Here is a 24,890-nt window from a genome sequence, read left to right as displayed (position 1 = left end):
CGGTTCAAGTTATCTGTTTGTTAAACACCTTCGCATATAATAACTGTAATTGGTTAAACGTAATGGGGGCTGTCCAATTGTTTGGTTTGTTACCCCCCCCTTTCAGTGTGTATCGGCAGTTTCAGAGAGTCAATCGGGTTCTTGAATATCTAGTAGATCCCGCTCTGCCTCTTTAGCTACTACCGAGCGGTAGTATCGTGGGCTGCCGTGGGGTACGGGCTATGCCTTGCGGCGACGTGCTACCAGCACAGTTGCACCAACAGCCAGGGCAAGAATGCCAATTCCGGCTGCAATGACGACACCCGAAGCACCGGTGTTAGCCAGTGAAGACTTCGAGGAGTTCGAAGAGGTCGAGCTGTTGCTGGAAGAGGTGACGTTCTGCGACGAAGATCCGGAGGTCTTCGGAGCGGTGTTGTCCTTCTTCTGAGCCTCGGAATTCATAGAGTCCACGGGAGCCTTGGACTGATCCTTCACCTGATCCTTAGAATCTGCAGGTGCAGACGGAGCAGCAGAGGGGTTAGTTACAGGTGAGGTAGACGGCTCGGAGGTCTTCGATTCCGAAACCTTCGGCGCAGGTGCCTTGTTTTCAACGCTGAAGGTGTACTCTACGGCAACGCCACCACGTACGTTATCGTTCGTTGCCAGGGAACCAGAGAGCAGGTAGATAGCAACGCTATCGCCAGTCTTCAACTCTTCAGACAGGTTAGAGTTTGCCACGGTGGGGCGGTCGATGGTTGCGGTGAAGTTACCGTTTTCGTCCGCCTTAATGTAAGCCCAGATACCTGAGCTATTGCCTTCAACGCCTTCGAGCTTAGGTTCTTCCTTCGCAGAAATAGCGCCCTTGTTCAGCTTGACGGCGATAATGGAGCCCTTGCCGTCCTGAGTCTTGAAGCCTTCACCGCGGAAGGTCAGCTTCTGGCCGTCCCAGCTCTTGGGGAAGTAGACCTTTGCGCCATCCTTGTACTCGTGCACAACCTCATTGGATTCTGCGCTTTCAGAAGGTGCCGGGGTAGTCGGCTGGGGCTTAGCAGACTCGCTCGGAGCCGGAGTAGTCGGCTGGGGCTTAGCAGACTCGCTCGGAGCCGGAGCGGGCTTGTTGCCATCAGGCAGGCTCAGCTTAGTGCCAGCGGGGTACGTGGTAGTCACGCCAGAGGGAGCAGCAGCGACCTGGGTAGTTTCTGCCGGTGCGCAGGTCGCAGCGGTGTCGGCCTTCTTCTCTGCAACAGTTGCGGAGAGCGCTTCACCACCACGTGCGGTATCGCCTTCAACAATGGAGCCGGAGAGCAGGAAGACAGATACCTTATCGCCGCTCTTCAGGTTTTTCGTCAGGTTGGAGTTTTCAGTGGTCGGGTACGGCAGCTCAGCGGTGAAGTTACCATTCTTATCTGCCTGGATGTACGCCCAGACGCCGGCGCTGTTGCCCTCAACACCGTTGAACTTCGGCTCTTCCTTCGCGGAGATACGACCCTTGTTCAGCTTGACGGCGAGCACGGATCCCTTTGAACCGTCCTGAGTCTTGAAGCCTTCACCGCGCAGCTTCAGGGTTTCACCGGTGGTCCAGTCCTTCACTGCGTAGAGCTTAGCACCGTCGGCGTAGGTCTTGACCAGTTCTTCAGAAGAAGTCTGTGCAGCAGGCTTCGCGCTGGTTTCAACGGTGGTGTTGATCTTCACCATAACGCCGGGAACGATCGGGGAATCTGCGTTGTCCTTGCCCTTGGGCTCGGTGCTAGAGGTGCGGTATTCGCCGGTGGTCTTATCGATGGTGTAGTCGGTTCCGATAGCGGAAGCGCCTTCGATACTGCGTGCTACAGCGTATACGCTGCCATCTGCAGTGACCAGAACATCATTTGCACCACTGGTTGCGCCGGTAGATACCTGAGAAACAACGGTGCCGGTTCGTGCATCAACAACACCGACGTTGCCGGTGCCGTAATCGGTCACGTACAGCAGGTCACGGGCTTCGTCGGAGGCGAGAGCAAGGGCCTGGCTGCCGAAAGGAATGGTCTTCTTGTAGGCACCAGTTTCCAGGTCGTAGACGGTAATACCGGTGTTAGTGCCCTTACGGTCACCCTGGGCGCTGACGTAGATTTCCTTCAGGGACTTGTCGATAGTGACGTCCGAGGGGTTCAGAGCAGCTTCAGCATTTTCCTTGTGTAGCTGAATGGTCTTCTCAACCTCGTAGCTCTTGGTGTCGATTACCTTCACGGTGCCGGCGCTCAAGGAGGGTACGTAGAGCTTGCCATCAGCAGAGTCCACGTGCATGTTCATTGCGATGTCAGATTTGCCCTTGGGGTCGGTGAATTCAATCTTCTTGACTAGGGCGTGCCGGGTGGTGTCAAAGACGCTAATGCCGCCCGATCCAGATACAAAGACCTTGCCGCTGGAGGGGTCAACGCGTACCTCACGAGGGTGGTTAACGTCGCCTTCTGCACTACTCCAAATAATCTTGTTGGTCGCGGGATCGAAGACAGATACCTTGTTGACGCGGGTCTGGGTCACCCATACATATCCGGTTGCTTCGTCGTAGGCAATACCGTAGGGAGATTCAATCTGCTTACCGGTCGGTGCGGTAGCACCACGTCCAATAAAGTCCGTGGTCGGGAACTGGTAGACAGTGGCAAGGCTCGGGGTGGATGCAACGTTCCAGGTACCGACGCCACCGGTCAGTACCGGCGGGCGGCCGGAGGAGAAGGAAGTGTAGAGGGAGGAGGTTGCTGCCGAGTATGCCAGCTGGTACTGGCCGGGCAGGCCCTGGTACTGGGTAGCGCTCACTGCAATGTGGCGGCATTCCTCCGTGGAGTTCTGGGAGTTCCCGCCGGGAACGGATGCGGAGACGTTTGCCGCAAAGGCAGCGGGAACGGCAGCGAAAGAGCCTGCAACAACGGAAAGTGCACCAGCAATGGCGAGCAGCTTACGTGAGGGCTTGGGTGAAGAAGTCATGATAATCCTCAATGATGTGTAGTGGTACTTCTCCAAAGGTCGTGCAACCTCCGGAAGGTGCAAAGCCACCGGACTAATTATTAGGCAAGGTTATGCTAAGCAACTATAAAGTTGATAATAAGTCCCTAATCGGGTTGTTTTCAAGTGCTACTCATCAGATTCTGCAGTTCCCAGGCACCTTACTCACGTATTAATTTTCATTTTCCTCCACAATTCTGCCTCCACATGCGCTTTCTTCGCTAGCAGCGTCTACTCATGGATTGCGTCATCAAATTGAGAGAAAAATATTGTTGTCTCGTATGACATATCAAGACATTTATGACAGATGTTGTCTTAGCGCCTGTTATTAGCCCATGTCATAGGGCACCCGCCCTAGTTTTCCCGTAGAAGGTTAAAAGCAAAGAACCCCTCTCCTACCGAAGTAGGAGAGGGGTTCTTTTACTGCTCTAGCAGAGAGTCATGAAGAGGGCTTACTTAGCCTTCTCGATGATCTCCACGATACGCCAGCGCTTGGAAGCGGATAGCGGACGGGTCTCTGCAATCAGAACGAGGTCACCGATGCCAGCAGCGTTCTGCTCATCGTGTGCCTTGATCTTGGAGCTACGGCGAACGACCTTGCCGTACAGCGCGTGCTTCACGTGATCCTCGACCTCGACGACAACGGTCTTGTCCATCTTGTCGGAGACAACGTAGCCGCGGCGGGTCTTGCGGTAGCCGCGCTCTTCGTTCTTTACTTCACTCACTTGGACTCACCTTCAGTTGCGGGACGAATACCGAGCTCGCGCTCACGCAGCACGGTGTAGATACGTGCGATGTCGCGCTTGATAGTGCGGCGACGACCTGCGTTAGCCTGACCGGTGACTTCCTGGAAGCGGATGTTGAAGAGTTCCTTCTTCGCTTCGCTCAGCTTTGCAGCCAGCTCTTCGTTGGAGAGCTCTGCGAGCTTATCGATGCTCAGGTCCTTGGATCCTACTGCCATCTCGCTTATTCACCACCTTCGCGGCGACGCACAACACGTGCCTTCATCGGGAGCTTGTGGATTGCCAGGCGCATTGCCTCGCGAGCCACTTCTTCGGACACACCGGAGAGTTCAAACATGACTCGACCCGGCTTGACATTTGCGACCCACCACTCGGGAGAACCCTTACCGGAACCCATGCGGGTTTCAGCGGGCTTCTTGGTCAGCGGACGGTCGGGATAAATATTGATCCAGACCTTACCGCCACGCTTGATGTGACGGGTCATTGCGATACGTGCAGCCTCAATCTGGCGGTTGGTCACGTATGCGGGCGACAGGGCCTGAATGCCCCACTCACCGAAGGTAACCTCGGTGCCGCCCTTTGCGAGACCATTACGCTTGGGGTGGTGCTGCTTGCGGTACTTTACTCGACGGGGAATAAGCATTTATGCCTCACCGTTCTCTGCAGTCTTGGCCTCGACCTTTGCCGAAGCGTTCTCGTTGCGGCGCTCGCGACGAGGACCACGGTTGCCCTGGCGGCGGCGGTCACCATCGCGGCGGTTGCCACGGCGGTTGTTTGCTGCCTGCTGAGCTGCCAGCTCCTTGTCGGTCAGGTCGCCCTTGTAGATCCAGACCTTCACGCCGATGCGACCGAAGGTGGTCTTAGCCTCGAAGAAGCCGTAGTCGATGTTCGCACGCAGGGTGTGCAGGGGCACACGGCCTTCGCGGTAGAACTCGGAACGGGACATTTCAGCGCCACCCAGACGGCCGGAGCACTGGATACGGATACCCTTTGCGCCTGCACGCTGTGCGGACTGGATTGCCTTCTTCATTGCACGGCGGAATGCAACACGCGATGCGAGCTGCTCTGCGATGCTCTGTGCAACCAGCTGAGCGGAGAGGTCGGGGTTAGCAACCTCGAGGATGTTCAGCTGAATCTGCTTGTTGGTGAGCTTCTCGAGCTCGCCGCGGATGCGGTCTGCTTCTGCGCCACGGCGGCCAATCACGATGCCCGGACGAGCGGTGTGGATGTCCACACGCACGCGGTCACGGGTACGCTCAATCTCGACCTTTGCAACGCCTGCGCGATCCAGGTTCTTTGCCAGCAGCTCGCGAATCTTCACGTCCTCACGGACGAAGTCAGCGTAACGCTCGCCGGGCTTGTTGGAATCAGCGAACCACTTGGAGACGTGGTCAGTGGTGATGCCCAGTCGGAAACCGTTCGGGTGAATTTTCTGACCCATTTAGCGGTCCTCCTCCTTCTCCGGGGTAGCAACTACCACGGTGATGTGGCTGGTGCGCTTGTTGATTCGGTATGCGCGACCCTGAGCGCGGGGCTGAATGCGCTTCATGGTCGGGCCCTCGTTCACGAATGCTTCGCTGATGAACAGCTCTTCCTCGCGGAAGGGCAGACCCTGCTGGGTTGCCTTCTGACGAGCGTTAGCTACTGCCGAAGCAACGATCTTGTATACCGGTTCCGAAGCTGCCTGGGGGGCGAACTTCAGAATCGCCAGAGCCTCTTCCGCCTGCTTACCACGGATCAGGTTGACGACACGGCGGGCCTTCATAGGCGTAACGCGAACGAAACGCGCTGATGCCTTGGCTTCCATTGCCTATCTCTCTTTCGTCTATTGCCGAAAGGGAAACGTTAGCTTATCGGTTTGAACCGATTAGCGACGCTTGCCCTTACGGTCGTCCTTCACGTGGCTGCGGAAAGTGCGGGTCGGAGCAAACTCACCGAGCTTGTGACCAACCATCGACTCGGTGATGAACACCGGCACGTGCTTGCGACCGTCGTACACTGCGATGGTGTGACCGAGCATGTCGGGGATAATCATCGAGCGACGCGACCAAGTCTTGATTACGTTCTTGGTGCCCTTCTCGTTCTGAGCTGCAACCTTCAGGTAGAGGTGCTGATCAACGAAAGGGCCCTTCTTCAAACTACGAGGCATGTTTCAGGCTCCTTAGCGCTTCTTGCCAGTACGACGGCGACGAACGATGAGCTTGTCGCTTTCCTTGTTGGGACGGCGGGTACGACCCTCGGGCTTACCGTTGGGGTTAACCGGGTGACGACCACCGGAGGTCTTACCTTCACCACCACCGTGCGGGTGGTCAACCGGGTTCATGACCACACCACGGACGGTCGGACGGATGCCCTTCCAGCGGTTACGGCCTGCCTTACCCCAGTTAATGTTGGACTGCTCAGCGTTGCCAACTTCACCAACGGTTGCACGGCAGCGAACATCCACGTTGCGGATTTCGCCGGAGGGCAGACGGAGCTGACCGTACTTACCTTCCTTAGCAACCAGCTGTACAGAAGCACCTGCGGAACGAGCCAGCTTTGCGCCGCCACCGGGGCGGAGCTCTACACAGTGAATCACGGTACCAACGGGGATGTTGCGCAGGGGCAGGTTGTTACCGGGCTTGATGTCAGCTGCGGGGCCGGATTCGACGATGTCGCCCTGAGCAAGCTTGTTCGGAGCAATGATGTAGCGCTTGGAACCATCGAAGTAGTGCAACAGCGCGATGCGAGCGGTACGGTTGGGATCGTACTCGATGTGTGCAACGCGTGCGTTAACGCCGTCCTTGTCGTGACGACGGAAGTCGATCAGACGGTACTGGCGCTTGTGGCCGCCACCCTTGTGACGGGTGGTGATGCGGCCGGTGTTGTTACGGCCGCCGGTCTTGTGAAGCGGACGAAGCAGGGACTTTTCCGGGGTGGAGCGGGTGATCTCGGAGAAATCAGCAACGCTCGAACCGCGGCGACCCGGGGTCGTCGGCTTGTACTTACGAATACCCATTTAGATATTTCTTCCTTCGTTAAAGTGGTCTCCGCGGGGCTTATGCCTGCGGACCGCCGAAGATGTCGATGGTGCCTTCCTTGAGGGTCACAATCGCACGCTTGGTGTTCTTGCGAGCGCCCCAACCGAAACGGGTGCGCTTGCGCTTGCCCTGACGGTTGATGGTGTTGACGGAAGCAACCTTGACGTCAAAGATCTTCTCGATGGCCTGCTTGATTTCCAGCTTGTTGGAATCGGTAGCGACCTCGAAGGTGTACTTACCTTCGTCGAGCTGACCGTAGCTCTTCTCGGAAACGACGGGAGCGATGATCACGTCGTATACAGACTTGGTGGAAACGCTCATTACTTAGCGCCCTCCTTCTTCTGAGCTGCAGCAACGAATGCCTCGAATGCTGCCTTGGTGAAGACCACGTCGTCAGAAACCAGCACATCGTAGGTGTTGAGCTGATCTGCGTACAGAACGTGGACGTTCTCCAGGTTACGTGCGGACAGAGCCACAACGTCCTCTGCACGAGCAATCACAAGAAGGATGTTCTTGCGCTCGGTGATAGCTGCGAATGCAGCCTTTGCAGCCTTGGTCGAGGGGGTTTCACCGGAGATGAAGTTCTCGACAACGTGGACGCGGTCGTGACGAGCGCGATCGGAGAGAGCACCGCGCAGTGCAGCGGCGATCATCTTCTTGGGGGTGCGCTGTGCGTAGTTACGCGGGGTCGGACCGTGAACAACGCCACCGCCGGTCATGTGCGGTGCACGGATGGAGCCCTGACGTGCGTTACCGGTGCCCTTCTGCTTGAAGGGCTTACGGCCTGCACCGGAAACCTCGCCGCGATTCTTGGTCTTGTGGGTGCCCTGGCGTGCAGCGGCGAGCTGTGCAACGACAACCTGGTGCAGCAGGGGCACGGATGCCTGCGCGTCGAAAATCTCTGCGGGCAGGTCTACCTTAAGGGTCTTAACAGCCATGAGTATTAGGCTCCCTTCACAGCGGTACGAACCAGAACAACGCCGCCCTTGGGACCGGGGATTGCGCCCTTGATCAGCAGGACATTGTTCTCTGCGTCCACACCCTGGATAGTCAGGTTCAAGGTAGTGTGACGTGCTGCGCCCATACGGCCAGCCATGCGCATACCCTTGAACACGCGTGCGGGGTAGGATGCGCCACCGATGGAACCGGGCTTACGGTGGTTCTTGTGCTGACCGTGAGACGCGCCAACACCCTTGAAGCCGTGACGCTTCATAACACCTGCGAAGCCCTTACCCTTGGTCTTACCAACGACGTCGACCTTCTGGCCTGCTTCGAAGAGCTCAACGGTCAGTTCCTGACCGAGGGAATACTCAGAAGCATCTGCGGTACGCAGCTCGACGATGTGGCGACGGGGGGTAACACCGGCCTTCTCGAAGTGACCAGCCAGGGGCTTGGTAACCTTGCGAGAGTCGATTGCACCGAAACCGATCTGAACAGCTTCGTAGCCGTCAGTTTCCTGGTTACGGATCTGGGTAACAACGTTAGAATCAGCCTTGACGACGGTGACGGGCACGAACTTGCCGTCCTCGTCCCAGACCTGGGTCATGCCGAGCTTGGTGCCCAGCAGGCCCTTCACCTGGCGCTCGAATTTATTAGTCATTAGATGCGATCCTCTACAGCTTAATCTCGATGTTTACGTCTGCCGGCAGGTCGAGACGCATGAGGGCATCAACAGCCTTGGGGGTCGGATCAACAACGTCGATCAGACGCTTGTGCGTACGCATCTCGAAGTGCTCGCGGCTGTCCTTGTACTTGTGGGGAGAACGGATAACACAGTAAACGTTCTTCTCGGTCGGCAGCGGCACGGGGCCAACTACAGTTGCGCCTGCGCCCTTTACCGTTTCGACGATTTTCCGTGCCGAAGAATCGATGACCTCGTGGTCATAGGACTTCAGACGGATGCGGATTTTCTGTCCCGCCATCTGTCGGACTCTCTTTCTTGATGTATTCCCTGTATCGGAGCTTTTGCCCCTTTGTTATAGCGCTTAAGGAACGCGATATATTCATCACGTGCGCCACTCAGAACGGACTGAATCCGGCTTTGCCGGGTTCCTCACCCCGCCTGAGTACCGACCCCCGAACTCGGGCGTGTCGCCTATTTTCTAGACAAACTCGTCCCGTCATCCTTCGGACCGGGTCATACGTGGGCCTACCTTCAGTACAGGTAGACGCTTTGACAACGTCGTCAATTCTCTCAGAGATAGAGCGCTTACGCAATACAAACACGAGTTAAGTGTTTAAGAACACTTAACTCGTGTTTGTCAATTTGAGGCACTTCCCTGAATGCAACTCTCAGGGAGCTTTCAATCTACTTTCAGTAAGTTCCATGCGCTTTATTGCTCGTAATAAAGCTTTTATGTCTAAAGACTCTCGTATCGTAGAAGTATCACTACAGCCTAAGGAGAAACCATGTCTCAGCCGACACAACCTCATCAGGCATCCTCTAGCTCTCACTCTTCGTCTCAGAGCCCTCAGTATGTCCAGCCGCAAGGTCTCGGTCTGTACGTTCCCCCGTCCCTGTCGGGCTCGTATCCTCAGCCTCCTGCGCAGCGACGCCTGGTCAATGAGGATATCTTCCTCAATATTGTTCTGTACATCGGTTCGCTCCTACTCATCGGTGCTGCGGGTCTTTTTGTCACCTCTGTGACGTCGTCTCAGGATGAAACGGCTATCTTCCGTGTCCTTGCAATGGCGCTTGGAGCAGTCGTCTTCTACGGAGCTGGTCTGCTCACCTACCGTTTCGTGGAGCGCCTACGTATCGCTTCCTACTCTTTTGCAGCAACCGGTCTTGCGTTTATTCCTCTGACTGGTGTTGCTACCTATGTCCTCAATATTTGGACTGAAGGACGCTACGTCTGGCTTCTCACGTCTCTGGTTGGCACTGCAGCCATTGTTGGAGCCTGTGCCCTCATGCGTAACCGTGTGATGGCCTACCTGCTGATTTCGTTCATTGTTTCGGACTCGTTGGCGGCTACGAAGGTAGCGGCTCTGCCTTTCGTTTGGTATTTCGTTTCACTCACTGCAGTTGCCACCGTTCTCGGTTTGGTTCTGCATTTTACCCCGAATGCTGCTCCAAAGGGCATCCGGGAAGGTCTTGTTGATGCTTCCCGCATTTTTGTGCCGGCTACTGCCATCGCTATTTTCTTCTTCACCAACGATCTGAGCTACACGGATGCGGGTATTGCGTTTGCAGTCATGTCTGTGCATGCCATTCTTTTCACGTGGCTGAACGGCACGGCAGATTACTACGCCCAGGCACGCATCTACCCAATTGCGTCTATTCTCTCCTTCATAATGGACTCGGATCACGGCCCGTGGTTCCCCAGCATTTTCTTCGTCTCGGTTCTGGTTGTTAACCTGATTTCTGCCTACGTATTTATTCCTCGTCTGCAGAAGACTATTGCTGGTTCTGCTCCTGCTACTGATGAACAGCCCGAGCAGGTGCAAAGCACCCCGGCTATCCCCTGGGCGAAGGAAGCTCCTCACCATCCCGCTCACAAGATGGAGTGGTTGCCGGCAATTGACGCATGCGTCGGCGTGTTCTTCTCCTTCTTCGCTCTCATTGACGCCTTCTTCACTGCTCATGCTGCCGATAGTCCTGTATACGCAACGCGCTGGAGCGCTTTCCTTCCTTATGCAGAAGGTAATCAAGGTATCTTCCCTGCCCCCTGGGTTATTGGTGTCCTCTGCATTGTGAGTTTCTTGTTGTACCGCAAGGCAATCCAGCCTCTGCTACTCATGAGTTTTGTAGCGCTCATTCCAGTTGTTGGCATGTATGCCTCCCCCGGCAATCAGGGCACTTTCTACCTCTTCTTTACCGCGGCAGTAGTCATCTATCTGGTCAGCGCTAAGGCCCCCGAGGCACGTACCGCGGGAGCGGTACTGAGCAACATCGGTTATGCCATTGGTATGATTCAGCTCTTCCTCGCTCTCATTCCTGAGATACAGACTTCTGAGTCGCTTCTGATGTTTGCGTTGGTCTGCACCGCTATTGCGCTACTGACTTTTGTTCTCTCTCAGGGCGTTGCAGCGCAGAACGCAAGCTACCGTCTTGTAGAAATGTCGGTCTACCTGTTCTTGGGCGTTTTTGCTCTCTTCGTTGGGTACGTGGCTAACCATGTTGATGGTGGAGCACATGGCCGGTTCTGGGTTGGTTTCCCTCTCTTCTCGGGTGCCGTCCTCTTTTTGAGCGTCCTGAGCGCTCTTATTCTGGCTCGCGCACTGAGGCTTTCGGACGTTGGTTCCTTCCGCTCTACGCTTGTCTCTTCCATCCGTATCGCGTTCTACACGACTCTGATCATTGCGACGATTGGCTCGCGACACTACCTGCTGTACGGATTGCAGAAGGAATACATTGCTGTAGCACTGCCGGCGCTCCTGACCGTCGTCTACGGTGCACTCGGTTTCTTTATGCCGGCTGGCTCTTCGATTCGTTCAGAGCTACTCACCGTTGCGCGTTTCCCCATCTGCTGGTCTGTCATTCTGCTCGCTATCAGCGGCAATATGATGGAATCGCTTGTAGACTTCCTCGTACTTGCCCTGCTGGCGGTTCAGGCGCTGTGCAGCGTGCTACTCTACGCGTACTCCAAGCGAAACTACGAGGCATATGCAGCAGCGACTTTCTTTACTCTTGGTTCTATCCTGAGCGCAGGCCGTTTCATTGGCGACTTTGATAATCTTCTGTTCGCAGTAGCAACTCCGATGATCTTCATCGCCGTATGGGTACTTGCACTCATCTTCAGGATCCCCCGCATGCAGATTGGTGCCTCCATCAGTATCACGACTTTCTGCATTGGTTCTCTATGGAATCTCTTCAACACGAGGGAAAGCACAATGGTGATGACTCTTCTGGGCTACTACGCTCTGATTGCCGTCGTTATCCTGTTCGTTCTGAAGGTCACGCTCCCGGTCGAGGTCTTCGGTGTGAACGCAAACGTTCGTCCTCGCATTGCTGTCCCGGTCGGTAATACGATGGTTGATTTGCCGATGTACGGCCCGCTGGGTGCCCCCTACGCGCGTTTCATGTCTCGCCGCCCCCTGAGCCAGGGTATCTATGCACCGGTCAATACGCTGCTGATGATTCCCGCTCTGGCGGTGCTGGGATTCTATACTTTCGTTGGGCTGGTTTTTGAGCCCAAGCAGGTAGAACTCAACGCACTTCTCTGGGGTCTAGGCGCTCTGTCTTTCGTGTCTGTCACCAAGGCGAAGAACCTGCCGACCGTCTGCACTACGGCGTTCAGCCTCTTCATCGCCCGTCTAGTCATTGATTATTCGAAGTCCAATCCCCTGAGCATCATGATTGAGGTTGCTCTCCTGATCCTGTTGGCTGTTGTAACTGCCAAGGTTCTCAAGAACTTCATCGCAAAGAGGCCTGTAGACGAGCAGATATCGGATTCTCCTCTGTACTGGGCTTTGGGCCTGCAGGTATTTCTCACCCTGGTAACGTGGGCAGTTCCTGCTGATGGTCCGGATATTGTGGTGCTGGTACTCGGCATCGCTCTGACTCTCCTGAGCGCTCTGCTGCTCGACCAAGTCTGGACCTATATTGCAACCGCCTTGGTCACCCTCGATCTGGCAATTTTGCTCAACGGTCTGAACCCGCTGACCCTACTGATTATCTCTATCCTGCTCATTGCCGGCGTTATCTGGCGTCTGCTGGTGCGACAGAACAAGCAGGATGCCGCAGCTCCGCACCAGGATTCTGAGCAGCTCGGGAATTTCCCGCACACTCAAGATCAGCCGGGTATGTATCCGAAGGGCAATGTCCAGATGCAGCAGCCCCCGGATCCTCAGCAGGGCTACCAGCCTCGCCACGAGGAAAACATCTAGCCATCACCACACATAGGTTCTATTCCTACGGCATTCTGTAGTAGGATTGGCTATGTCCCTTCCGAGGGGCAGTCATTCGAATTGCGGTTCCCAGCCTTCGGGCTGGGAACCGTTTTTCTTTACTCTCAAGCAGCCGGCTTTAGTTTTTCTCCGCACCCAGAAATCAGCTCTGGTTCTTCGTTTCTCAGATTCCCCACACCCTACCCGCTCAGTTTGTGCTCTGCAAGAGCGCTTGTGCGGCGCCTAAGTCACATAATATTGGGGGCTAGTATTCCTCTACGCGGAGGGGCCCCGTGGGGCTTCGCAATACGAGGGAAATAAGAAGATTCGCTGCGGGGCTTGTAACTGTAGCCCCGGTGTCGGAGCGCAGGGCCACAGGAGGCCTTTGATAAGCTCCTCAGAAGAAATATCAGCTGTACAGCATAGGTTACTCTCGTAACCCTTAACTTTGGCGTTTTCTACCGTGAGTTTCAGCTTTATTCTCCGGCTCCTCTCTAAGACTCTCAGAGGCTCTCAGAAGCTGCTATAACGCCCATGACCGCTTTGTGTATCAGTTCCGTTGCAGGTTCCGTTGCAGACAAGCAGACAGAGCTTCAGCTCCCCACTTCTTCAAAAGGGCATAACAAAAGGACCCCCGCAGATGCGGGGGTCCTTGAGTATCGCTACCTGATGGAGAATTATCTCTCCGGCAGATCTTTAGCGAATTGTCGTAAATTTACGGCAATTACTTGATGATCTTGGTAACACGACCCGAACCAACGGTGCGGCCACCCTCACGGATAGCGAAGCCGAGGCCCTCTTCCATTGCGATTTCCTGAATCAGGGTAACGGTCATCTCGGTGTTGTCACCGGGCATAACCATCTCGGTGCCCTCGGGGAGGGTGATAACGCCGGTCACGTCAGTGGTACGGAAGTAGAACTGAGGACGGTAGTTGGAGTAGAAGGGGTTGTGACGGCCACCCTCATCCTTGGAGAGGATGTAGACGTTTGCCTCGAACTCGGTGTGGGGGGTGATGGAGCCCGGCTCCACGACAACCTGACCACGCTCAACATCATCACGCTTCAGACCACGCAGTAGCAGACCACAGTTCTCGCCTGCCCATGCTTCGTCGAGCTGCTTGTGGAACATCTCGATACCGGTAACGGTGGTCTTCTGAATCGGGCGGATACCGACAATCTCGACCTCGGAGTTGATCTTCAGGGTACCGCGCTCTGCACGACCGGTAACAACGGTGCCACGACCGGTAATGGTGAAGACGTCCTCGATGGGCATGAGGAAGGGCTTGTCCTTCTCACGCACGGGGTCCGGAATGTAGGTGTCGACTGCGTCCATGAGCTCCTCGACCTTAGCAACCCACTCGGGATCGCCTTCGAGAGCCTTCAGTGCGGAAACGCGAACAACGGGAGCGTTGTCGCCGTCGAACTCCTGCGAGGAGAGGAGGTCACGGACCTCCATCTCGACGAGGTCGAGGAGCTCTTCGTCGTCAACCATGTCTGCCTTGTTCAGTGCGACCAGCAGGGTGGGGACGCCAACCTGGCGAGCGAGCAGAACGTGCTCGCGGGTCTGTGCCATGGGGCCGTCGGTAGCAGCAACCACGAGGATTGCGCCGTCCATCTGAGCCGCACCGGTAATCATGTTCTTGACGTAGTCAGCGTGGCCGGGAGCGTCAACGTGTGCGTAGTGGCGCTTCTCGGTCTGGTACTCGATGTGAGCAATGTTAATGGTAATACCGCGCTGGCGCTCCTCGGGAGCGGAGTCGATCATACCGAAGTCGCGCTTCTCGTTCAGGTCCGGGTACTTGTCAGCCAGAACCTTGGAGATTGCTGCGGTCAGGGTGGTCTTACCGTGGTCAACGTGACCAATGGTACCGACGTTAACGTGAGGCTTGGAGCGCTCGAACTTAGCCTTAGCCAAGAGTGTTCCTCCTAGAACGATTGAAAACATGCACGCGGATCTTCGCTCCGGCGCATCCCGTTATAAAACGGTCTAGCGTCTACAATAGCGGATTACGCCGCAGAGATGAAACTGTTCATGCTCTCAATATGGATTTAATTGAAAATTTTGGCGTGGGCCACAGGTTTTTAGCCCGTGGCCCACGGGTGAGACGCGAAAATTACTCGCCGCGGCTCTTCTGGATGATCTCGTCAGCGACGTTCTTGGGAACCTCGCCGTAGCTATCAAATGTCATCGAGAACACTGCACGACCCTGGGTCTTGCCACGCAGGTCGCCAATGTAACCGAACATTTCGGTCAGGGGCACAATAGCCTTGATGATCTTAACGCCGGATGCGTCCTCCATGGAACGAACCTGGCCACGGCGGGAGTTCAAGTCGCCGATAACGTCGCCCATGTACTCCTCGGGGGTACGAACCTCAACATCCATCAGCGGCTCGAGCAGGACCGGGTTAGCGCGCTTAGCGCCTTCCTTGAAGACCATCGAACCAGCGATCTTGAACGCCATTTCGGAGGAGTCGACGTCGTGGTAAGCACCGTCGATCAGGGTTGCCTTCACGCCCACCATCGGGTAGCCAGCGAGGACACCGAACTTCATGGCGTCCTGGATACCAGCATCGACCGAGGGGATGTACTCGCGAGGCACGCGGCCACCGGTGACCTTGTCCTCGAACTCGTACAGCTCTTCGCCATCCAGGGGCAGGGGCTCGAAGGAGACCTGCACCTTTGCGAACTGACCGGAACCACCGGTCTGCTTCTTGTGGGTGTAGTCGACCTTCTCGACTGCCTTCTTGATGGTCTCGCGGTATGCAACCTGAGGCTTACCAACGTTAGCCTCAACCTTGAACTCACGCTTCATACGGTCAACGATGATGTCCAGGTGCAGCTCACCCATACCACCGATTTCGGTCTGACCGGTTTCTTCGTTCAGCGAAACGGTGAAGGTGGGGTCCTCAGCGGAGAGCTTCTGGATAGCGGTGGACATCTTCTCCTGGTCACCCTTGGTCTTGGGCTCGATAGCCACGAAGATCACGGGATCGGGGAAAGTCATCGACTCGAGGACAATCGGGTGTGCAGGGTCGCACAGGGTGTCACCGGTGGTGGTGTCCTTCAGACCGATTGCAGCGTAAATGTGACCTGCGGTGATCTCCTCAACAGGGTTCTCCTTGTTGGAGTGCATCTGGAAGAGCTTACCGATGCGCTCCTTCTTACCCTTGGTGGAGTTCAGAACCTGCTGGCCCTGAGCTGCGGTACCGGAGTACACACGGGTGTAGGTCAGCTGACCGTAGAACGGGTGAGCTGCAACCTTGAACGCCAGTGCCGCGAAGGGCTCCTCAGCGGATGCCTTACGAGTCAGCTTCTCTTCCTCGTCGGAGGGGTTGGAACCGACAACGTCCGGAACGTCCAGCGGGGAGGGCAGGTACTCGATCACAGCGTCCAGCATGGGCTGAACACCGCGGTTCTTGAATGCAGAACCACAGAGAACGGGGAATGCCTCACCGGAGATAACCAGCTGACGGATACCAGCCTTAATCTCGGGGATGGTCAGCTCGCCCTCTTCGAGGTACTTCTCCATGAGCTCTTCGCTAGCCTCAGCAACAGCCTCAACCAGCTCAGCGCGGTACTGCTCTGCCTTCTCAACCAGGTCAGCAGGAATGTCCTGAACCTCGTAAGAGGAGCCCATGGTCACGTCACCCTTGGCGTCGCCGGGCCAGACGTATGCCTTCATTTCGAGCAGGTCAACAACACCGAGGAAGTCACTCTCAGCACCGATGGGGAGCTGAACAACCAGCGGACGTGCGCCCAGGCGGTCGATGATGGTCTGAACGGTGAAGTAGAAGTCAGCACCCATCTTGTCCATCTTGTTGACGAAGCAGATACGGGGGACATCGTACTTGTCAGCCTGGCGCCAAACGGTCTCAGACTGGGGCTCAACACCTTCCTTGCCGTCGAACACAGCAACTGCGCCGTCGAGGACGCGCAGGGAGCGCTCAACCTCAACGGTGAAGTCGACGTGACCGGGGGTGTCGATAATGTTGATCTGGTTGTCCTTCCAGAAGCAGGTGGTTGCTGCGGAGGTAATGGTAATACCTCGCTCCTGCTCCTGAGCCATCCAGTCCATGGTGGAAGCGCCGTCGTGGGTCTCACCGATCTTGTGGTTAATACCGGTGTAGAACAGAATGCGCTCAGTGGTGGTGGTCTTACCGGCGTCGATGTGCGCCATAATACCGATGTTGCGGACCTTGTTAAGGTCGGTGAACACGTCAAGTGCCACGTTATTCTCCCTAAATGAGATACTCCGAAAGCCTGCCGACTCGAATCGACTCGGCAGGCTCTAAACGGAGAATTACCAGCGGTAGTGTGCGAAGGCCTTGTTGGACTCGGCCATCTTGTGAGTGTCCTCGCGACGCTTCACAGCGGCACCGAGACCATTGGATGCATCCAGGATCTCGTTCATCAGACGCTCAGTCATGGTCTTCTCGCGGCGCTGCTTGGAGAAGCCAACGAGCCAGCGGAGAGCCAGAGCGGTGGAACGGCCGGGGCGAACCTCAACCGGAACCTGGTAGGTTGCACCGCCAACGCGGCGGGAGCGAACCTCGAGAGAAGGCTTGATGTTGTCCATAGCCTTCTTCAGGGTTGCGACCGGGTCAGAACCGGTCTTCTTCTCGACGCCCTCGAGGGCACCGTAGACGATGCGCTCTGCGACGGACTTCTTGCCGTCCAGCAGAACCTTGTTGATCAGCTGGGTGACCAGAGCGGAACCGTAAACAGGATCGTTTACGAGGGGACGCTTGGGAGCGGGACCCTTACGAGGCATTACTTCTTCTCCTTCTTAGCGCCGTAGCGGGAGCGAGCCTGGCCGCGACCCTTAACACCCTGGGTATCCAGAGCGCCACGAACGATCTTGTAGCGAACACCGGGGAGGTCCTTCACACGACCACCGCGAACGAGCACAATCGAGTGCTCCTGCAGGTTGTGGCCCTCACCGGGGATGTATGCGGTAACCTCGACGCCGCCGTTGAGCTTGACACGAGCGACCTTACGCAGTGCCGAGTTCGGCTTCTTCGGGGTGGTGGTGTACACACGGGTGCACACGCCACGCTTCATGGGGTTGCCCTTCAGTGCGGGCGCCTTGGTCTTAACGACCTTGGGAGTCCGGCCCTTGCGGACCAGCTGCTGAATAGTAGGCACGTTTTCTCCGTTGCTTGATCGGGTTCTTCGTTAGAAAATCCCGTATAAACTTACTGGCCCCCATCGCGTTGGATGGGTGCTCTCGGTTATCAGAAACGCTCGGATGCATATCCGGTTGGTTCTATAGGTTCCTCGACATCTCGGCGAGTTCTCAGGGCTAAAATTCCCCACCATTAGAGGTGAAAAAGTTTTTGGGCACGCTTAAAAATGGCATTTAGGCGTCAGCAAAAAGCAACACCAAAGGACGGTATCCATACTGCCATTGATTCATCATGCCCGCGCCCTCGGGAAATATCCCGCGTAAAACCCACCGGAGGTGGATCCTTATGCACCGAGCTCAAGTACTTCGGATAAGACTATACAGGTTAAATCCCGCTTAATCTAGCGCCAGAGCGGGGATTCTTTGCTTTTAAGCCCCCACCTAAGGGCAAAAGCTGATGATTTACCTCACTTAAATTACATCTTTGGGATTTACCGCTCCCCCGCTGCCTCCTCCACCACCTCTGTTTCTATTGCCTCCTTGACGCAATTTAAAGCAGAAGGCCGCCAAGAACCTCTCAATGATTCTTGGCGACCCCAACAGATGCGGGAGGCGAGCGCGTAGCTACATCCGCCTCCCGCAAGGGAGTATCCAGTTATAGGTCCACCACAGCGGCTGCTGGGCTACGCCACCTGGAAGACTCGAGTTTGACCCTCAAACGGGGTGATAGTCTTCGAATTCTTCTTAGCATTGCCGTAGTAGCGGATGCGGTACTGCCCCTTAGGAGTATTAGCCGGGACCTTCCAGCGAACCGTCACCTGAGAGGCCGAAACGCCAATGCGCTTCCATTCAAAGAATGGTATCCGGGTTGTTATCCGCTGTGCAGTACTTCCAGGTATTACCCACACAACGCTCAATCACGAAGTAGCTACCGTCGTAATGCATGTTGTTATTCGGGTGAGCACCAGCAAAACGAGCCGTTACCTCTTCGCGGCCGGCAATAGCGTCCCGAGGCTGCTGAGTGACCTGGCCGTAACGCATACCAAACATGGGGGTATCGTAAACGACCTTACCCTGCAGGGCTGGCTACCGGGCGACGATCATTCGGATGGTCGCCAATACCCAGCGGCGTACCGTTCTTCAGCGAAGTTCCAACAACATTATTGGTCTGACGGAACGCGCCGGAGGTATAACAACCAAAGAGGGTCGCGCCGCCTTCATATCGCTGAGAGTCATACTCCTCAGGGGTCGTCACATAGTAATCGTAGGCGTTGGTGTAGCCCTGCAGAATAATGTGCGATTCGGGAACACCGGAGAGCTTTGCAGCATCCTGGCGGTATTGCACACCCACCGCACCAGTGAACTCACCGGGCATACCGAGCAGGTAGTAGTCACCGAAGCGCATAATCTGCACCGGATACTTTTCCTGAATGATCGTTCCATTTTTTGCAGAGAAGAGAATACCCTTCGGCTGCTGGCAATGCGTCTGCGCGGCACTCGGAGTGAACACCAAAGTACCCAAAATAGAGGGGCGACCAGAGCCTTCCTTATAAACAGCCCAACCGCCGCCACCATCCTCAGTGGAACCCGCACCGAACGGAGTACCCAGGAAGCCCTGGCAGGTGCGCCCATTATGACCACTACCGGTGTACTTCGCGTCCACATTCATACCCGAGAAATTGAAGTACGAAATACGCGAATCCAGACCCTTACACACCGGAGTACCTGCGCTCTTAAGCTGAGAACGCACAGCATTAGCCTGATTCTCGCCCTGAATCTTCACATTCTTGAACTGGTCATTGGTGGGACCCTGACCAGGCTTCAACCAAGTATTCGGGGAAACATCACCAGCATTAGCATTTGCAAACGCCGCAACGAAACCATCACCGCTACCGGGAACATTGCGGTCAACGCCGTGATCCTGAGTCTCCAGCAGATATTCCGCATAACCCTTGTTATCACTCAAAATCAGAGTATTCTTCGAGGTCAAAGAAGTCGGGTGAATCGCATACCAGTTCAACACCGCACGAGTCTTACCGTTGCGCTCCAGACGCAGAGTCATATTGGTCGGATCGGTACCGCCGGGCAACTTAGAACGCAGCTGGGGAGAATCCAGATTAAACGCCTCGCGGGAACGGTTAGCACCAACACCGGTCAGCTTCGAAGAGGAAATCGTCAGGTTACCCGGAGCCAGGTCCTTAGTTGCCTGGCGGATTGCCTTCAGCGAACCATTCACCTGAGCATTGAAAGTGTCCTGGTGGAAGCCCAGAGTGGTGATGTTGTACAGGCTCTGGTGCGTAATACCACCGGGGGTCGCATGGGTGTGAGTCGCGGTAATCATAATGTTCGACTCATCGTACGCGGAGCCAAACTCTGCACGGATACGCTTGACCAGTTCATCACGCAGGGACTGCCAGCCAGTCAGAGAGTCCAGGACAACAATGAGGTTGCGCTTACCGGAGGCGCGATCCACCGCAATAAAAGCACGAGCATACTGGCGAGTATGCACGCCGCTGCCTTTCTGAGAGCTCTCGCCGTAGCCCATGAAACCGACTTCACCGGGCTCACCGGTAATATCCGCCGCGCCCGCACCTACCAGGTAGGGGGTAGCACTAGCGCTCCGAGAAACAGGGGCTGCGGTCGCAACCTGACCGGCAGGAAGAATAGCGGAAGTCGCAATAAGGCATGCTGCACCAATGCGAGTGAGAGAATGCACAGGCACCTTAAAGCGCGAAAAAACAGAGGAGCGCTTTTGCTCCCCTGCAGTCGAGGAGGGGTTCTGTTCAGATTCGTGAGACTGTGCCGATTCAGAAGACAGTCGGGTGCCGCCAGTAGTCACCCATCCGGAAGAGAATGGAGTGATATGCATGCCTTCAAGAATAGAACCTAGTCAAAAGGCTTTCCAGTTGAATTAGCATTGTTCAAATGAAGAACGTTCATTATTTTTACACCCCAAAAGAAAACGAGCGAATATTCTATTTATGGCGATAGTGGCTCGAGTTACAAGGGGTCTCACAATATTTGATCACTATATAATTTCTTGCCCCGTCAAGAAATTTTCCCGGTTTGAAAAATAATGCACTCCAATGATTTTTTATAAATAATTCGTCTATTAGGCAAAAATATACAACCTCAAATTGAAGGGTAAAGAATATTAAAGCCAGGCTTAAAAGAAACCTCCACCTCCTCATGAAACAAAAAACGCGGATACCCGAGACAAACTCGAGTATCCGCATTCTTTATCAAGGACCAGGCCAGGGCTCTAAACCCCCAACCTACCCCTCACGGCAGAAGCCTTAGTCCAGACCACGACCGTACTCATCCAGCGAAACGGCCATAAAGCCGCCGTTGCCGTAAGTGTACACCTCGTTATCCATCTGGAACGCGCTCTGGTAACCACCGAAAGTGTCCAGAGCCTGCATACGCTCAGCAGTAGCCTGCGCGCTGGGCTCAACCTCAATATCGTTGTAACGTGCCAGACCGGTACCGGCGGGAACCAGCTTACCGATGATCACGTTCTCCTTCAGGCCGAGCAGCGGGTCAGTCTTCGCCTCCATAGCAGCCTGAGTCAGGACGCGGGTGGTCTCCTGGAAGGAAGCCGCCGACAGCCAGGACTCGGTAGCCAGCGAAGCCTTGGTAATACCCATCATTTCCGGACGGCCAGCTGCGGGCTTCTTACCCTCAACCAGTGCCTTACGGTTAGCAGTCTGGAAAGCAATGTTATCAACCAGCTCACCAGGCAGCAGATCAGTATCACCGGACTCAATCACAGTCACGCGACGCAGCATCTGGCGAACAATAACCTCAACGTGCTTGTCGTGGATCTCCACACCCTGCGACTTGTACACACCCTGAACCTCGCTCACCAGGTGCTTCTGAGCCTCACGAGGACCACGAATACGCAGAACCTCCTTCGGATCAACAGAACCGGTAGCCAGCTGATCGCCAACCTGAACGTGATCGCCGTTCTGCAGCTTAGAAGCTGCACGACGCAGAACAGTGTAGGACTGGGGCTCGGAACCATCGTCCGGGGTCACCACAATCTTGTAGGACTTCTCGGTATCCTCAATGGTCACGCGACCGGACACCTCAGAAATCGGGGCAACACCCTTGGGGGTACGAGCCTCGAACAGCTCCTGAATACGGGGCAGACCCTGAGTAATATCGTCAGCCGAAGCCACACCACCGGTGTGGAAGGTACGCATGGTCAGCTGGGTACCGGGCTCACCAATCGACTGAGCCGCAATAATACCAACAGCCTCACCAATGTCCACCAGAACGTTCGAAGCCATCGAACGACCGTAGCACAGCGCACACACACCAATAGCGGACTCACAGGTCAGAACCGAACGGACGCGAACATCCTTCACGCCTACCTTGAAGAGCTTCTCAATGAGCTCATCAGAGACATCGGAGCCACCAACAGCCAGAACATTGCCAGCTTCGTCCTTCACGTCAACCGCAAGGGTACGACCGTGAATCGAAGTCTCGACATCCTGGTGCAGAGCGCCATCCTCATCAATCAGAGGCAGAACCAGACCGCGGCGAGTGCCACAGTCGTGCTCGCGAACGATAACGTCCTGCGAAACGTCTACCAGACGACGAGTCAGGTAACCCGAGTTAGCGGTACGCAGCGCGGTATCAGCCAGACCCTTACGTGCACCGTGGGTCGCGATGAAGTACTCCAGAACCGACAGGCCCTCACGGTACGAAGACTTAATCGGGCGAGGCATAATCTCACCCTTCGGGTTCGACACCAGACCACGGATACCCGCAATCTGACGGACCTGCATCCAGTTACCACGTGCACCGGAGGTCACCATACGGTAAATGGTGTTCAGACCACCGTGAGAGCTCAAGTTCTCACGCATAGCCTCTGCAACCACGTCAGTAGCCTCGGTCCAAACCTTAATCAGCTCCTGACGACGCTCTTCGTCATCGATGGTACCGATCTCGAAGTCGTCCTGAATTGCAGCAGCCTGCTTCTCGTAGCGCTCCATAATTGCCGGCTTCTCAGCAGGAGTAGCAATATCGGAAACAGCCACGGTCACGCCCGAACGAGAAGCCCAGTAGAAACCGGAGTTCTTCAGGTTATCCAGAGCACGAGCCACAACATCCATCGGGTAACGCTCAGCCAGATCGTTAATCAGGCTACCCAGGCCCTTCTTATCTGCCACACCGGAGAACCAGGGGTAATCCTTCGGCAGAGCCTGGTTGAACAGAACCTGACCAACGGTGCAGTCCAGCAACACGGGGTCACCAGCCTTGTAACCCTCAGGAGCTTCCCAATTCTCGGGAGCAACGAACTGGTCACCTTCAAGGCGAATCTTCACCTTGGTGTACAGCTCAATCTCGTGACGATCCATCGCCATCAGAGCCTCAGACACCGAAGAGAATGCGTGACCCTCGTTCTTCTGACCCTCGCGAGGAGTAGTCAGGTGGAACAGACCAATGATCATATCCTGCGAAGGAACAGCCACAGGGCGGCCATCCGACGGCTTCAGGATGTTGTTCGAGGACAGCATGAGGATACGAGCCTCAGCCTGAGCCTCGGGAGACAGCGGCAGGTGAACTGCCATCTGGTCACCATCGAAGTCAGCGTTGAACGCGGAGCAAACCAGCGGGTGCAGCTGAATAGCCTTACCCTCAACCAGCTTCGGCTCAAACGCCTGAATACCGAGGCGGTGCAGGGTAGGTGCACGGTTCAGCAGAACCGGGTGCTCAGCAATAACCTCTTCCAGAACGTCCCAAACCTGCGGGCGGAAACGCTCAACCATACGCTTAGCGCTCTTAATGTTCTGAGCGTGGCTCAGCTCCACCAGACGCTTCATGACGAAGGGCTTGAACAGCTCCAGAGCCATCTGCTTGGGCAGACCACACTGGTGCATCTGCAGCTGAGGACCAACCACAATCACGGAACGACCCGAGTAGTCAACACGCTTACCGAGCAGGTTCTGGCGGAAACGACCCTGCTTACCCTTCAGCATGTCAGACAGAGACTTCAGGGGGCGGTTACCGGGGCCGGTCACCGGGCGACCGCGACGACCGTTATCGAAGAGCGAGTCCACAGCTTCCTGCAGCATACGCTTCTCATTGTTCACGATAATCTCGGGAGCACCCAGCTCCAGCAGACGCTTCAAACGGTTGTTACGGTTGATCACACGACGGTACAGGTCGTTCAGGTCGGAGGTCGCGAAACGGCCACCATCCAGCTGAACCATCGGGCGTAGTTCCGGCGGAATAACCGGAACAACATCCAGAACCATACCCAACGGGGAGTTATCGGTGGTCAGGAAGGCGTTAACAACCTTCAGACGCTTCAGAGCGCGGGTCTTCTTCTGACCCTTACCGGTCTGAATGATCTCTTTCAGAGCCTCAGACTCAGCCTCCAGGTCGAAGGACTCCAGACGCTTCTTAATAGCCTCTGCACCCATCGCACCCTCAAAGTACAGGCCGTACTTATCAATCATAGAACGGTACAGAGCCTCATCACCCTCAAGGTCAGCGACCTTCAGGTTCTTGAAGCGATCCCACACGCGATCCAGGTACTCAGCCTCACGCTCGTAACGCTTACGCACCGACGCGAGCTGACGCTCAGCGTTATCGCGCAGCTTGCGCTTCTCAGTAGCCTTGCCGCCCTCTGCCTCAATACGAGCCAGCTCCGCCTCAACCTCACGGCTAATAGCGTTCACATCAGCGTTCAGAGCAGCCTCAAGCTCCTGCTTCTCACGGTCGTGAGCAGCCTGCAGCATCGGCAGATCCTCGTGACGAGCTTCCTCATCAACCTTAGTGATCATGTAGGCAGCGAAGTAAATGACCTTCTCCAGGTCCTTCGGAGCCAGATCCAGCAGGTAACCCAGACGGGAAGGAACACCCTTGAAGTACCAAATGTGGGTAACAGGAGCAGCCAGCTCAATGTGACCCATACGCTCACGACGTACCTTAGAGCGGGTCACCTCAACACCACAGCGCTCACACACAATGCCCTTGAAGCGCACGCGCTTGTACTTACCGCAGTAGCACTCCCAGTCCTTGGTGGGGCCGAAGATACGCTCATCGAAGAGACCGTCCTTCTCGGGCTTCAGGGTACGGTAGTTGATGGTCTCGGGCTTCTTAACCTCACCAAAAGACCAACGACGGATGTCGTCGGCGGTGGCAAGGCCAATTCGCATCAAACCAAGCGAAGATTCGTTGGACATATCGGTCCTAATCTC

The 24,890-nt window shown here is 55.7% G+C and carries 21 protein-coding genes; 1 reads left to right on the top strand and 20 read right to left on the bottom strand.

From position 1 onward, the window contains the following. Nucleotides 1–219 precede the first annotated feature (219 nt). From NML54_RS00295 to rpsJ, 12 genes are all read right to left on the bottom strand, one after another. Nucleotides 220–2,940, bottom strand: a complete 2,721-nt coding sequence (locus NML54_RS00295; protein WP_254755306.1) for an LPXTG cell wall anchor domain-containing protein — start codon at nucleotides 2,938–2,940, stop codon at nucleotides 220–222. A gap of 470 nt (nucleotides 2,941–3,410) precedes the next feature. Next, a complete protein-coding gene (rpsQ, locus tag NML54_RS00290) occupies nucleotides 3,411–3,683 on the bottom strand; it encodes a 30S ribosomal protein S17 (protein WP_005508401.1) in 273 nt (90 codons plus the stop codon). Continuing rightward, complete coding sequence (gene rpmC, locus NML54_RS00285) at nucleotides 3,680–3,919, bottom strand: 50S ribosomal protein L29 (RefSeq protein ID WP_005504969.1); 240 nt, start codon at nucleotides 3,917–3,919, stop codon at nucleotides 3,680–3,682. Before rpmC ends, rpsQ begins: the two co-directional genes overlap by 4 nt. Before the next feature lie 5 nt (nucleotides 3,920–3,924). After that, entirely contained in the window at nucleotides 3,925–4,344 is a 420-nt protein-coding gene (rplP, locus tag NML54_RS00280) for a 50S ribosomal protein L16 (RefSeq protein ID WP_254755305.1), read from the bottom strand. Continuing rightward, nucleotides 4,345–5,142: a 30S ribosomal protein S3 gene (rpsC, locus tag NML54_RS00275; protein ID WP_005504966.1), complete on the bottom strand. Its 798-nt coding sequence runs from the start codon at nucleotides 5,140–5,142 to the stop codon at nucleotides 4,345–4,347. It lies immediately after the preceding gene. Beyond that, nucleotides 5,143–5,508: a 50S ribosomal protein L22 gene (gene rplV / locus NML54_RS00270; protein WP_005504964.1), complete on the bottom strand. Its 366-nt coding sequence runs from the start codon at nucleotides 5,506–5,508 to the stop codon at nucleotides 5,143–5,145. 60 nt (nucleotides 5,509–5,568) lie between these two features. Beyond that, nucleotides 5,569–5,850: a 30S ribosomal protein S19 gene (gene rpsS / locus NML54_RS00265; protein ID WP_004005282.1), complete on the bottom strand. Its 282-nt coding sequence runs from the start codon at nucleotides 5,848–5,850 to the stop codon at nucleotides 5,569–5,571. Between the two features lie 12 nt (nucleotides 5,851–5,862). After that, nucleotides 5,863–6,699 carry a 50S ribosomal protein L2 gene (gene rplB, locus NML54_RS00260; protein ID WP_005504961.1) on the bottom strand — a complete coding sequence of 279 codons (837 nt, stop codon included), beginning with the start codon at nucleotides 6,697–6,699 and terminating at the stop codon, nucleotides 5,863–5,865. A 40-nt stretch (nucleotides 6,700–6,739) separates the two neighbouring features. Then, entirely contained in the window at nucleotides 6,740–7,042 is a 303-nt protein-coding gene (gene rplW / locus NML54_RS00255; protein WP_005504959.1) for a 50S ribosomal protein L23, read from the bottom strand. Beyond that, entirely contained in the window at nucleotides 7,042–7,659 is a 618-nt protein-coding gene (gene rplD, locus NML54_RS00250) for a 50S ribosomal protein L4 (RefSeq protein WP_254755304.1), read from the bottom strand. Before rplD ends, rplW begins: the two co-directional genes overlap by 1 nt. Nucleotides 7,660–7,664: 5 nt before the next feature. Beyond that, nucleotides 7,665–8,321: a 50S ribosomal protein L3 gene (gene rplC, locus NML54_RS00245; RefSeq protein WP_005504955.1), complete on the bottom strand. Its 657-nt coding sequence runs from the start codon at nucleotides 8,319–8,321 to the stop codon at nucleotides 7,665–7,667. A 13-nt stretch (nucleotides 8,322–8,334) separates the two neighbouring features. Beyond that, nucleotides 8,335–8,643 carry a 30S ribosomal protein S10 gene (rpsJ, locus tag NML54_RS00240; protein ID WP_004005287.1) on the bottom strand — a complete coding sequence of 103 codons (309 nt, stop codon included), beginning with the start codon at nucleotides 8,641–8,643 and terminating at the stop codon, nucleotides 8,335–8,337. A gap of 487 nt (nucleotides 8,644–9,130) precedes the next feature. On the opposite strand from rpsJ, the gene NML54_RS00235 reads away from it, so the two are divergent. Continuing rightward, entirely contained in the window at nucleotides 9,131–12,550 is a 3,420-nt protein-coding gene (locus tag NML54_RS00235) for a Fe2+/Zn2+ uptake regulation protein (RefSeq protein ID WP_254755303.1), read from the top strand. A gap of 724 nt (nucleotides 12,551–13,274) precedes the next feature. On the opposite strand, the gene tuf is transcribed toward NML54_RS00235, so the two are convergent. The 8 genes from tuf to NML54_RS00195 form a co-directional block, all read right to left on the bottom strand. Next, nucleotides 13,275–14,465, bottom strand: coding sequence for an elongation factor Tu (tuf, locus tag NML54_RS00230; RefSeq protein WP_005504946.1), 1,191 nt, complete (start codon nucleotides 14,463–14,465; stop codon nucleotides 13,275–13,277). Nucleotides 14,466–14,664: 199 nt separating this feature from the next. Beyond that, nucleotides 14,665–16,779 carry an elongation factor G gene (fusA, locus tag NML54_RS00225; protein ID WP_254755302.1) on the bottom strand — a complete coding sequence of 705 codons (2,115 nt, stop codon included), beginning with the start codon at nucleotides 16,777–16,779 and terminating at the stop codon, nucleotides 14,665–14,667. Nucleotides 16,780–16,851: 72 nt separating this feature from the next. Then, a complete protein-coding gene (gene rpsG, locus NML54_RS00220; protein WP_005504941.1) occupies nucleotides 16,852–17,322 on the bottom strand; it encodes a 30S ribosomal protein S7 in 471 nt (156 codons plus the stop codon). Continuing rightward, entirely contained in the window at nucleotides 17,322–17,696 is a 375-nt protein-coding gene (gene rpsL, locus NML54_RS00215; RefSeq protein ID WP_005504939.1) for a 30S ribosomal protein S12, read from the bottom strand. Before rpsL ends, rpsG begins: the two co-directional genes overlap by 1 nt. Nucleotides 17,697–18,359: 663 nt before the next feature. Next, a complete protein-coding gene (locus NML54_RS08915; RefSeq protein ID WP_254755301.1) occupies nucleotides 18,360–18,494 on the bottom strand; it encodes a neutral/alkaline non-lysosomal ceramidase C-terminal domain-containing protein in 135 nt (44 codons plus the stop codon). A gap of 31 nt (nucleotides 18,495–18,525) precedes the next feature. Then, a complete protein-coding gene (locus tag NML54_RS00205) occupies nucleotides 18,526–18,726 on the bottom strand; it encodes a neutral/alkaline non-lysosomal ceramidase C-terminal domain-containing protein (RefSeq protein ID WP_254755300.1) in 201 nt (66 codons plus the stop codon). 19 nt (nucleotides 18,727–18,745) lie between these two features. Next, nucleotides 18,746–20,392 carry a neutral/alkaline non-lysosomal ceramidase N-terminal domain-containing protein gene (locus NML54_RS00200; protein WP_254755299.1) on the bottom strand — a complete coding sequence of 549 codons (1,647 nt, stop codon included), beginning with the start codon at nucleotides 20,390–20,392 and terminating at the stop codon, nucleotides 18,746–18,748. Nucleotides 20,393–20,972: 580 nt separating this feature from the next. Beyond that, nucleotides 20,973–24,875, bottom strand: coding sequence for a DNA-directed RNA polymerase subunit beta' (locus NML54_RS00195; protein WP_254755298.1), 3,903 nt, complete (start codon nucleotides 24,873–24,875; stop codon nucleotides 20,973–20,975). Between the last annotated feature and the right edge of the window lie 15 nt (nucleotides 24,876–24,890).

It is taken from the genome of Rothia gullae (genome assembly GCF_024294905.1).
Classification (GTDB): domain Bacteria; phylum Actinomycetota; class Actinomycetes; order Actinomycetales; family Micrococcaceae; genus Rothia.
This window is presented reverse-complemented; position numbering and strand designations above follow the sequence as displayed.